We start from the raw sequence: 12,419 nt of genomic DNA on the forward strand, positions 1-12,419 counted from the left end.
CATGGCGTCGGTGCCCTCACCTACAGTGGCAGCGTGTTCGTCACCGACGACGGCGCGTCGGATCCGACGGTCATCTACAGCGCCTCGGATCTGGCCGCGGCCGCCCGCTGTGAATATGCCCTGCTGCGCTCGTTCGACGCACGACTGGGCCGGGGTCCGGCGGTGTCAGCCGACGACGAATTACTGTCCCGCACAGCAGAACTCGGCGACGAGCATGAGCAGCGCCACCTCGAAGATCTGCGCGCCGGCGCTGAGGTGACGGTGATCGGCCGGCCCGCATACACCGAGGCCGGGCTGACCGCCGCCGCCGCGGCCACCCTGGAGGCGGCCCGCCGCCGCGACCCGGTGATCTACCAGGCCGCGATGTTCGACGGCCGGTTCGCCGGGTTCGCCGACTTCCTGATCTGGGACGGCGAGCGCTACCGCCTGCGCGACACCAAACTGTCCCGCTCGGTGAAGGTCGAGGCCCTGCTTCAGCTGGCGGCCTACGCCGATGTGCTGTCGGGCGCCGGCATCCCGGTCGCCGATGAGGTCGACCTGGTGCTCGGCGACGGCGGGATCTCCAGCTACCGCGTCGACGAACTGCTGGCCGTGTACCGGCCGCGCCGCGCCGCGCTACAGGCGCTGCTCGACGGTCATCTGGCCGGCGGCACCGCGGTGCACTGGTCCGACGACACGGTGCGGGCCTGTTTCGGCTGCAGTGAATGCGATCAGCAGATCCGCGCCACCGACGACCTGTTCCTGGTCGCCGGGATGCGAGCCAGCCAGCGCGCACGGCTCATCGAGGCCGGCGTCACCACCACCCGCCAATTGGCCGGCCACACCGGCGCGGTGCCCGGGCTGGCCCAGCGCGCCCTGACCGCCTTGCGTGGCCAGGCCCGCCTGCAGGTCACACCGCAGCCAGATGGCAAGCCGCCGTATGAAGTCGTCGATCCGCAGCCGCTGATGCTGCTGCCGGATCCAGACAAGGGCGACCTGTTCTTCGACTACGAAGGCGACCCGTTGTGGACGGCCAACGGCCGGGACTGGGGCCTGGAATATCTGTGGGGCGTCCTGGGCGCCGAAGGGAACTTCCAGGCGTTGTGGGCGCACGACCGGGCCAGCGAACGCCAGGTGCTCATCGACTTCCTGGACCTGGTCCGCAAGCGGCGCAAGCGTTTTCCCAAGATGCACATCTACCACTACGCACCCTATGAGCGCAGCACCCTGCTGCGGCTGGCCGGCCGGTACGGAGTGGGCGAGAACGACGTCGACGACCTGCTGCGCAACGGCATCCTCGTCGACCTGCTCCCGTTGGTACGCAAGAGCATTCGCGTCGGTACCGAGAACTACAGCATCAAATCGCTGGAACCGCTGTACATGGGCAACGAACTGCGCGACGGCGAGGTCACCAAGGCCACCGACTCCATCACCGAGTACGCCCGCTACTGCGCACTGCGCGAAGCCGGTCAGCACGACGAGGCGGCCACCGTGCTCAAGGAGATCGAGGACTACAACCGCTACGACTGCCGGTCCACCCACCGGCTGCGGGACTGGCTGATCAACCGGGCGTTCGAAGCCGAGGTGCCACCTCGCGGCCCGCAACCGGTCCGCGACGGAGCACCGATCGAGAAAGCCGACGCCGTCGACCGCAAGCTGCTGCGCTTCGCCGGCGACGGTGTGGACCCTCGCACGGACGAGCAACAGGCGGTGGCCCTGATCGCCGCGGCCCGCGGTTTCCACAAACGCGAGGACAAACCGTTCTGGTGGGGTCATTTCGACCGGCTCAACAACCCGGTCGACGAATGGGCGGACAGCACAGGTGTTTTCGTCGCCGAGCAGGCGCACGTCGTCAACGACTGGCATACCCCGCCGCGGGCTCGCAAACCGCAGCGGCAGGTCCGGTTGACCGGCGCCATCGACGCCGGGGAGCTGGGCACCGAGGTCTACGCGCTCTACACCCCGCCTGCGCCGGCAGGTCTGTGCGACGACCCGGACCGTCGCGGCTTCGGCAGCGCCACCGTCGTCGGCTGCGACAACCCGGAGGCCCCCACCGAGGTGCTGATCACCGAACGCCAACCCAAGGATGGCGACATCTTCACCCAGGTGCCGTTCGCGCTGACCCCCGGTCCGCCGATCAACACCCGGCCGCTGCAGGTGTCCATCGACAGCACGGCGGCCACCGTCTCCGCCGGCCTGCCGACCCTGCCCGGGCCGCTGCCCCGCGGCGGTGAGACCGCCGCCGACATCACGGCCGCGCTGCTGGATCTGGATTGCTCATACATCGCGGTGCACGGGCCGCCCGGCACCGGCAAGACCCACACGTCGGCGCGGATCATCGCCCGGCTCGTCAACGAACACCGTTGGCGCATCGGCATTGTCGCTCAATCACACGCAGTGATCGAACACCTGCTGGAGCAGGTGCTCGACGCCGGGGTGGCCCCCGAGAATGTGGCCAAGAAACGCCGGGGCGACGACCCGCGGTGGACCGCGATCAGCGAGAACGCCTATGCCTCGTTCATCACGGATCATCCCGGATGCGTGGTCGGCGGCACCGCATGGGACTTCGCGAACGAGGCCCGGGTTCCACGGCAATGCCTGGACCTGCTGGTGATCGAAGAGGCCGGCCAGTTTAACCTGGCCAACACCATCGCCGTGGCCCCGGCCGCGCGCAACCTGCTGCTCCTGGGCGATCCGCAGCAGTTGCCCCAGGTCTGCCAGGGCACCCACCCGGCCCCGGTCGACGATTCCGCATTGGGCTGGCTCGTCGAGGGTGCGCACACGCTGCCGGCCGAGCGCGGTTATTTCCTGGACTGCTCGTTCCGGATGCATCCGTCCGTGTGCGGCCCGGTGTCGCGGCTGTCCTACGACGGCCGGCTGCAGTCCCACGAAAAGGTCAGTGCCGCACGCAAACTCGATGGCGTCGAACCCGGAGTCCGGGTACTGGAGGTGGCGCACCTTGGCAACTCGACCGACAGTCCCGAAGAGGCAGGCGCGATCGTCGCGGCCATCACCGGCCTACTCGGCACCACCTGGACCGACGAGCATGGCAGCACGCCGCTGGACCAGGAGCACTTCCTGGTGGTGACGCCCTACAACGCCCAGGTGACCACGGTGCGACGAGCTCTCGACGCGGCGGGCCTGACCGAGGTGCAGGCCGGCACCGTGGACAAGTTCCAGGGCAGACAGGCGCCCGTGGTGTTCGTGTCGATGACGGCGTCCTCGGCCGCCGACGTGCCCCGCGGCATCGGGTTCCTGCTGAACCGCAACCGGCTCAACGTGGCGATCAGCCGGGCCAAATACGTCGCGTACATCGTCCGCTCACCCCAGCTCACCGACTATCTGCCGGCCCAGCCCGACAGCCTCGTCGCGCTCGGCGCCTTCCTGGCCCTGACTGACCCTGTGGTAAACCCAACCGGTGACTGAAATGCTTACCGAAATGCTTGCCGGGATTGTCGGTGCAGGCCATGTCACCACTGATCCCGACGTGCTGGACGGCCGCTGCATCGACCACACCGGGCGTTACCGCGGGCAGGCCTCAGCGCTGGTCCGCCCCGGCACCACCGACGAAGTTGCCGCGGTGCTGCGCGCCTGCCGCCATGCGGGGGCGTGTGTCACGGTGCAGGGCGGCCGGACCTCACTGGTGGCCGGGACGGTGCCCGAGAACGACGACATCCTGCTGTCCACCGAGCGGCTCACCGAGATCGGCGTTGTTGACACCGTCGAGCGCCGGGTCCGCGTCGGCGCCGGCGCACCATTGGCCGCGGTGCAGCGCGCCGCCACGGCGGCCGGACTGGTATTCGGGGTGGACCTGGCCGCACGGGAATCGGCCACGGTGGGCGGCATGGCCTCCACCAACGCCGGCGGGCTGCGCACCGTGCGCTACGGCAACATGGGCGAGCAGGTGCTGGGTCTGGACGTCGCGCTCCCCGACGGGTCGGTGGTGCACCGCCACAGCCGGGTACGCCGCGACAACACCGGCTACGACCTGACCTCCCTGTTCGTCGGTGCAGAGGGCACCCTCGGCGTGATCACCGCACTTGACCTGCGACTGCACCCCGTCCCCACTCACCGGGTCACCGCGATCTGCGGGTTCACCGACCTCGATGCCCTGGCCGGTGCCGGCCGGATCTTCCGCGACCTCGAGGGCATCGCCGCACTGGAGCTGATCGACGCCCGTGCCAGCGCGCTGACCGCCGAGCACCTCGGCGTGGCCGCACCGGTCGACGGCGCCTGGCAGTTGCTGATCGAACTGGCCGGCGACGGCGACCAGACCGAGCGCCTGGCCGATGCCCTGGAGGGCGCCGAAATCTGCGGCGAACCCGCCGTCGGCGTCGACGCAACCGCCCAGCAGCGGCTGTGGCAGGTGCGCGAGTCGGTGGCCGAGGTGCTCGGATTGTTCGGCCCACCACTGAAATTCGATGTCTCGCTGCCACTCTCGGCGATCCAGGGTTACGCCGCGGCGGCCGCAGAATTGATCGCCGCCCATGCGCCCGAGGCGATTCCCGTGCTGTTCGGCCACATCGGTGAGGGCAATCTGCACCTGAACGTGCTGCGCTGCTCGACGGATGCCGAAGCCGGACTGTACGCCGCGATGATGACGCTGATCGCCGACTGCGGCGGCAACGTCAGCTCCGAACACGGCGTCGGCTCACGCAAACGCGACTACGTGGCGATGTCACGCACCGAGGCCGACATCGCGGCCATGCGCACCGTCAAGGCCGCGTTCGATCCGGAGAGCTACCTCAATCCCGCTGTGCTGTTCCGTCACGATCGGCCATGAAGTCGGCGTAGAGGTTCTCCCACGCCGGTTGCGCACGGAACACATCCGTCGCCGCCTCTTCGTCCAGCACGTCCGCGTCGTCATGGCGCACCAGGAACTCGACGTAATCGTCGTCATCGTCGTCGCGCGGATCCAGGTAGGGCTCCGGGTTCGGTTGCGGCGCCAGTTTGGGCTCGGCATCGAACCCGAGCAGGAACAGGGCGGCCACCACACCGAAGAGAGCGACGAACGCCGGCAGAAGCATGGACTGAGACATCGCCGCGGCGAATGGCGCGTGCAGGAACTCGGGCAGTTCGGCGGCCGCACCCTCACCGCGCGGTGCGGCGTTCGCGGCCCCCGGCAGCTCGGCGCCGATCCGCGACGTCATGTAGGCCGCGATCCCGGCACTGCCCAGCACCGAGCCCACCTGGCGGGTGGCGTTGTACACGCCCGACCCCGCCCCGGCCAGATCCGGCGGCAGGTTGCGGGTCGCGGTGGCCGCCAGCGGGGACCAGATGAACGCCATCCCGACGCCCATCACCACCTGCGGTAGCAGCAGCCGCCAGATCGGCGTCGTCGGCGTCATCTCGAACGCCAACCAGGTCAACCCGATCGCCATGGCCGAGAAACCGAACCCGATCACGGGCGTCGGATGCGCCCGGTCGATGATGCGGCCCACCACCGGAGCCAACACACCGCTGGCGATCGCAGTCGGCGCGGTCAACAGCGCCGAGCGGATCGGCGACAGCCCGCACACCGTCTGGGCGTAGAACATCAACGGCAGGATCATCGCCGTCACCGCGAACCCGATCGTCGCAACGCCGATGTTGGCCAGACTGAAGTCGCGGTCTTGGAAGATCCGCAGCGGGATCAGCGGCTCGGCGGTGTTGACGGCCTGCCAGCACACGAATCCCACCATCACCGCGATACCGACCGCGCCAGTGGCCCACACCCACGGCGCCCAGTCCCGGGACTGCCCCTCCTGCAGCGCGAACACGATCAGGAACATGCCGAGGCCGGACAGCACCACACCCAGCACGTCGAACCGGTGCGGCTGGGTCGGCAGCACCGGGACCAGCCACACCGCCAGCGCCAGACCCAGAATTCCGATCGGCACGTTGACGAAGAAGATCCACTGCCAGCCCAGTCCCCCGACCAGCACACCACCGGCCAGCGGCCCGACCAGGGTGGCCACCCCGGCGGTCGCACCCCAGACGCTCATCGCCACCCCGCGCCGGTCGGGCGGGAAGATCCGGGTGATGGTCGACAAGGTCTGCGGGGTGAGCAGCGCCGCTCCGATCCCCTGCACCACACGCGCGGCGATCAGCATCTCGATGCTGCCGGCCAGGCCGCACCACAGCGAGGCCGCGGTGAACACCGCCAGGCCGGCCAGATAGAGGTTCTTCGGCCCGTACACGTCGCCCAGCCGTCCCGCGACGAGCAACGGCACCGCATAGGCGAGCAGGTAGGCACTGGTCACCCAAATCACGCCGTCGTAGTCGGCGCCGAGCCGCTCCATGATCGTCGGATTGGCGACCGCGACGATCGTTGCGTCGACCAGGATCATGAAGAAGCCGAACATCATGGCCCACAGCGCGTGCCACGGATTTTCCGGACGCGCGGGCACATTGCCCTGCGGGCTCGGGGTGCGGGCGTTCAGCGCTGGCGACATGTCCTAGTTGGGTAGTTGGCGGGCCAAGCCGACGCTACCCGGGAGCCCGTCAGGCCGGCTCGACAACCGCCTCGGAGACGATGAGCGTGTCGCTCGGGTATTCGCTCGCCTCTTCGTCGCCGTTACGCCGAGCGACCAGCAGTAGCGCCGCCAGGGCGATCGCCATGCCGGCCGTCATCACCAACGACAACGCCAACGCACCGTTGCCCAGCGCCCCGATCGCTGGTGCCACCGCCGCTCCGAGCCCGAACTGCGCCGCCCCCAGCAGCGCGGCCGCGGTTCCGGCGGCGTCGGGATGACGAGACAGCGCCACTGCCGGAGCGTTGGGCAGCACCAGACCCATCCCGGCCAGGATCGCCAGCACCGGCACCACGAACGCGGACAGCCCGCCCACGTGCGCGACGGTCAGCACGACGAACACCACCCCGGCCAACGCCGACCAGCTCAGCGCCGCCACCGTGATGGCCTGCGGCGAGAACCGGCGCAGCAGCACCACGTTGAACTGAGTGGCACCGATCAGCGCGATCGCGCCCGCGGCGAACACCAGCGCGAACGCCTGCTGGTTCAGGCCGTAGTGGCCCTGCAGGACGAACGGCGCCGCCGAGATATAGGCGAACAGTCCCGACATGCCCAGTGCGGCCACCAGCACCAGGATCACGAATCGCGAGTCGCGCAGCAGCTCGATGTAGGTGCCGATGATGCCGCCCACCGCCAGTGGCCGCCGGTGCGCGACCGCAAGTGTCTCCGGCAGGGCCAGCGCGGCCATCACCAACAGCCCGCCGGCCACCACCACCAGCGCGACGAAGACCCAATGCCACGAGCCGTGCAACAACACCGCCGCGCCCAATGACGGGGCCAGTACCGGCGCCACCCCGAGCACCAGCATCAACCGCGACATCACCGTGGCCGCCACCGTGCCGCTGAACAGGTCACCGACCACGGCGATGGCCACCACCGAGGCGGCTGCCGCGCCCATGCCCTGTAATCCGCGGGCCAGCCCGAGGATCGCGATGTTGGGCGCCAGCACACACAGCACCGAGGCAACCATGTGCAGCACGATGCCCGCCATCAAGGGGCGCCTGCGGCCCAGCGAATCCGACAGCGGGCCGACGATCAGCTGCCCCAGGGCCAGACCGGCCAGCGTGCCGGTGAGCGTCAACTGCGAGACGGAAGAGGAGACCGAGAGTTCGTCGGCGATCCGGGGCAGCGCCGGCAGATACATGTCGATGGTCAGCGGACCCAGTGCCACCAAGGCGCCCAGCACCAGGATCATGCGGATCCGGCCCGGCATCCGGCTGTGCAAGGTCACCGATGCTGCCGTGTCCACGTCGGGCGATGATGCCATGAAGATGTTTAGCCCCGCATATCAGTTTTTTGTTCCCGTGACGGCTGTCACCCTCGGGCACCGGCAACGCGCCGTCGTTCGTTCTCCCGACGTCAGGTCACGCGTTAGCCTGGCAGTCAACGATGGGTTCATACCTGGGAGGCCCCGAAGTGCGTGCGCGGTCCAAGCCACACCTGCCTGCGAAGGTCGAGGAGAACGAAGATCCCAGCACCGCCGCCAAGGTGCTCTCGTCCATCATCGAGCGCAGCTCACGGGTCCAGGCACCGGCGGTCAAGGCTTACGTCGACCGGCTGCGCAGCCAACAGCCCGACGCCACGCCGGCCCAGATCGTGACCCGGCTCGAGAAGCACTACCTGGCCGCGGTGATGGCCAGTGGTGCCGCCGTCGGCTCGGCAGCGGCGTTCCCCGGTATCGGAACCCTGGCCGCCCTGTCGGCCGTGGCCGGCGAGACGGTCGTCTTCCTGGAAGCCACGTCGGTCTTCGTCCTGGCGGTCGCCGAGGTGCACGGCGTCCCGGCCGACCACCGCGAACGACGTCGTGCCCTGGTGCTCTCGGTGCTCGTCGGCGACGACAGCAAGCGCGCGATCGCCGACCTCCTGGGCACCGGCCGCACCAGTGGCGCTTGGCTGGCCGACGGTGCCGCGACGCTGCCGTTGCCCGCCGTCTCGCAGCTCAACTCCCGGCTGGTCAAGTACTTCGTCAAGCGGTATACGCTCAAGCGCGGCGCGATGGCTTTCGGCAAGATGCTGCCGGTCGGCATCGGCGCTGTCATCGGCGGTGTCGGCAACCGGCTGATGGGTAAGAAGATCGTCGCCAACGCCCGCCAGGCGTTCGGTGCGCCCCCGCCGCGGTGGCCTGCAACGTTGCATGTGCTGCCGCCCGCCAAGCCCTGAGGTCCATGCCGACCTCGGGTGACGTCGAAAGGCGATAGCCTTTATGCGGCGGTCGAGCGGGGTAGACCGCCCACAGAAGAACACAAGCGGCAAGCCTGCATGTGACGGCGAGCCGGACACAAGAATCGAGGCGAGTGTCTGCCGTGAGCAGTTCACCTTCACCATTCGGGCAGAACGAGTGGTTGGTCGAGGAGATGTATCGCAAGTTCCGCGAGGATCCCTCTTCGGTGGATCCGAGTTGGCACGAATTTCTGGTCGACTACTCCCCTGAACCGACCACCGACAACACCGTCGCCAACGGGCAGTCGACGCCGCCAAGGCTGCCCCCGCGAAGGCGGCCCCGGCCAAGGCCGCCGGCCCCACCCCGGGCGAGGGCGACGAGACACAGGTGCTGCGCGGCGCCGCCGCCGCCGTCGTCAAGAACATGAACGCCTCGCTGGAGGTGCCCACCGCGACGAGCGTGCGGGCCATCCCGGCCAAGTTGATGATCGACAACCGCGTCGTGATCAACAACCACCTCAAGCGCACCCGTGGCGGCAAGGTCAGCTTCACGCACCTGCTCGGCTACGCCATCGTGCAGGCGGTCAAGAAGTTCCCGAACATGAACCGGTACTTCGCCGAGGCCAACGGCAAGCCCGCCGCCGTTACCCCGGCCCACACCAACCTGGGCCTGGCCATCGACCTGCCCGGCAAGGACGGCAACCGCTCGCTGGTGGTGGCGGCGATCAAGCGTTGCGAGACCATGCATTTCGGTCAGTTCATCGCGGCCTACGAGGACATCGTGCGCCGCGCCCGCGACGGCAAGCTGACCGCCGAGGACTTCTCCGGCGTGACCATCTCGCTGACCAACCCGGGCACCATCGGCACCGTGCACTCGGTGCCGCGGCTCATGCAGGGCCAGGGCGCGATCATCGGTGCCGGCGCCATGGAGTACCCGGCCGAGTTCCAGGGCGCCAGCGACGAGCGCATCGCGGACCTGGGCATCGGCAAGTTGATCACCCTGACCTCGACCTACGATCACCGCATCATCCAGGGTGCCGAGTCCGGCGACTTCCTGCGCACCATCCATCAGTTGCTGCTCGACGACGAGTTCTTCGACGAGATCTTCCGCGAGCTCGGTATCCCCTACGAGCCGGTGCGCTGGCGCACCGACAACCCGGACTCGATCGCGGACAAGAACGCCCGGGTCATCGAGCTGATCGCGGCCTACCGCAACCGCGGCCACCTGATGGCCGACATCGACCCGCTGCGGCTGGACAACACCCGCTTCCGCAGCCACCCCGACCTGGATGTCAACACTCACGGGCTGACGCTGTGGGACCTGGACCGCGAGTTCAAGGTCGACGGGTTCTCCGGCAAGCAGTACATGAAGCTGCGCGATGTGCTCTCGGTACTGCGTGACGCGTACTGCCGCCACATCGGCGTCGAGTACACCCACATCCTCGAGCCCGAGCAGCAGCGCTGGCTGCAGGAGCGCGTCGAGATCAAGCACGACAAGCCGACGGTCGCCGAGCAGAAGTACATCTTGAGCAAGCTCAACGCGGCCGAGGCGTTCGAGACATTCCTGCAGACCAAATACGTTGGGCAGAAGCGGTTCTCACTGGAAGGCGCGGAAACCGTCATCCCGATGATGGACGCCGCGATCGACCAGTGCGCCGAGCATGCGCTCCAAGAGGTGGTCATCGGCATGCCGCACCGCGGCCGGCTCAACGTGCTGGCCAACATCGTCGGCAAGCCCTACAGCCAGATCTTCACCGAGTTCGAGGGCAACCTCAACCCGAGCCAGGCCCACGGCTCCGGCGACGTGAAGTACCACCTGGGTGCATCCGGCAACTACATCCAGATGTTCGGCGACAACGACATCCAGGTGTCGCTGACCGCCAACCCGTCCCACCTCGAAGCCGTCGACCCGGTGCTCGAGGGCCTGGTCAGGGCCAAGCAGGATCTGCTGGACGCCGGCAAGGATGCCGACGCCTCCGGCGAGTACCCGGTCGTCCCGCTGATGCTGCACGGCGACGCCGCGTTCGCCGGCCAGGGCGTGGTCGCCGAGACACTGAACCTCGCCCTGCTCGACGGTTACACGACCGGCGGCACCATCCACATCGTGGTCAACAACCAGATCGGGTTCACCACGGCGCCAACGGATTCGCGCTCCAGCGAATACTGCACCGACGTCGCCAAGATGATCGGTGCGCCGATCTTCCACGTCAACGGCGACGACCCGGAGGCCTGCGCCTGGGTGGCGCGGCTGGCGGTGGACTTCCGGCAGGCGTTCAAGAAGGACGTCGTCATCGACATGCTGTGCTACCGCCGCCGCGGGCACAACGAGGGCGACGACCCGTCGATGACCCAGCCCTACATGTACGACGTCATCGACACCAAGCGTGGCTCCCGCAAGGCCTACACCGAAGCCCTGATCGGCCGTGGCGACATCTCGATGAAAGAAGCCGAGGACGCCCTGCGCGACTACCAGGGTCAGCTGGAGCGGGTGTTCAACGAGGTTCGCGAACTGGAGAAGCACGCGGCCGAGCCGAGCGAATCGGTCGAGGCCGACCAGCAGATCCCGCAGCGCCTGTCGACCGCGGTGGACAAGTCCCTGCTGGCCCGCATCGGTGACGCCCACCTGGCGGTGCCCGACGGTTTCACCGTGCACCCACGGGTCAAGCCGGTGCTGGAGAAGCGCCGGGAGATGGCCTACGAGGGCAAGATCGACTGGGCGTTCGCCGAGCTGCTGGCGCTGGGCACGCTGATCTCGGAGGGCAAGCTGATCCGGTTGTCCGGCCAGGACACCCAGCGCGGCACCTTCACCCAGCGCCACGCGGTGATCGTTGACCGCAAGACCGGCGAGGAGTTCACCCCGCTGCAGCTGCTGGCCACCAACACCGACGGCACCCCGACCGGCGGCAAGTTCCTGGTGTACAACTCGGCGCTGTCCGAGTTCGCCGCGGTGGGCTTCGAATACGGCTACTCGGTGGGTAACCCCGACGCACTTGTGTTGTGGGAGGCCCAGTTCGGCGACTTCGTCAACGGTGCCCAGTCGATCATCGACGAGTTCATCTCCTCCGGCGAGGCCAAGTGGGGCCAGCTCTCCGACGTCGTGCTGCTGCTGCCGCACGGTCACGAGGGCCAGGGACCCGACCACACCTCGGGCCGCATCGAGCGCTTCCTGCAGCTGTGGGCCGAGGGCTCGATGACCATCGCGGTGCCGTCGACCCCGGCGAACTACTTCCACCTGTTGCGCCGCCACGGCCTCGACGGCATCCAGCGTCCGCTGATCGTCTTCACCCCGAAGTCGATGCTGCGCAACAAGGCCGCGGTCAGCGACATCCGCGACTTCACCGAGAACAAGTTCCGCTCGGTGCTGGAGGAGCCGGTCTACACCGACGGTGAGGGTGACCGCGGCAAGGTCACCCGAGTCCTGTTGTGCAGCGGGAAGATCTACTACGACCTGGCGGCCCGCAAGGCCAAGGACAACCGTGAGGACGTCGCGATCGTGCGGCTCGAACAGCTTGCCCCGCTGCCGCGGCGCCGGCTGGCCGAGACGCTGGACCGCTACCCGAACGTCACCGAGAAGTTCTGGGTGCAGGAAGAGCCGGCCAACCAGGGTGCCTGGCCGTCGCTGGGCCTGACCCTGCCCGAGGTGCTGCCGGATTACTTCACCCCGATCAAGCGCATCTCGCGGCGCGCGATGTCGGCTCCGTCCTCGGGGTCGTCGAAGGTGCACGCCGTCGAGCAGCAGGAGATCATCGACCTGGCCTTCGGGTAAAC

Annotated in this window: 5 protein-coding genes and 1 pseudogene; 4 read left to right on the plus strand and 2 right to left on the minus strand. The window is 68.3% G+C overall.

Features of this window, described 5'->3' with window-relative positions:
• The first annotated feature begins 33 nt into the window (after window positions 1–33).
• Window positions 34–3,405 (plus strand): TM0106 family RecB-like putative nuclease, encoded by a 3,372-nt coding sequence (locus BN2156_RS25075; protein ID WP_090517727.1) that lies wholly within the window; start codon window positions 34–36, stop codon window positions 3,403–3,405.
• Window positions 3,398–4,762: an FAD-binding oxidoreductase gene (locus tag BN2156_RS25080; protein ID WP_090517728.1), complete on the plus strand. Its 1,365-nt coding sequence runs from the start codon at window positions 3,398–3,400 to the stop codon at window positions 4,760–4,762. The genes BN2156_RS25075 and BN2156_RS25080 overlap by 8 nt, the downstream gene beginning before the upstream one ends.
• On the opposite strand, the gene BN2156_RS25085 is transcribed toward BN2156_RS25080, so the two are convergent.
• Window positions 4,725–6,413: an MFS transporter gene (locus tag BN2156_RS25085; RefSeq protein ID WP_090517729.1), complete on the minus strand. Its 1,689-nt coding sequence runs from the start codon at window positions 6,411–6,413 to the stop codon at window positions 4,725–4,727. The two genes, BN2156_RS25080 and BN2156_RS25085, sit on opposite strands and share 38 nt — an antisense overlap.
• Before the next feature lie 49 nt (window positions 6,414–6,462).
• On the minus strand, window positions 6,463–7,758 hold the full coding sequence (locus BN2156_RS25090) for a multidrug effflux MFS transporter (protein ID WP_162490958.1): 1,296 nt from the start codon (window positions 7,756–7,758) through the stop codon (window positions 6,463–6,465).
• Window positions 7,759–7,880: 122 nt separating this feature from the next.
• On the opposite strand from BN2156_RS25090, the gene BN2156_RS25095 reads away from it, so the two are divergent.
• On the plus strand, window positions 7,881–8,651 hold the full coding sequence (locus BN2156_RS25095) for a hypothetical protein (protein ID WP_090517730.1): 771 nt from the start codon (window positions 7,881–7,883) through the stop codon (window positions 8,649–8,651).
• 143 nt (window positions 8,652–8,794) lie between these two features.
• Window positions 8,795–12,417 (plus strand): annotated as a pseudogene (locus tag BN2156_RS25100) (multifunctional oxoglutarate decarboxylase/oxoglutarate dehydrogenase thiamine pyrophosphate-binding subunit/dihydrolipoyllysine-residue succinyltransferase subunit).
• The last annotated feature ends 2 nt before the right edge of the window (window positions 12,418–12,419 follow it).

This window comes from Mycolicibacterium neworleansense, assembly GCF_001245615.1.
Classification (GTDB): Bacteria; Actinomycetota; Actinomycetes; order Mycobacteriales; family Mycobacteriaceae; genus Mycobacterium; species Mycobacterium neworleansense.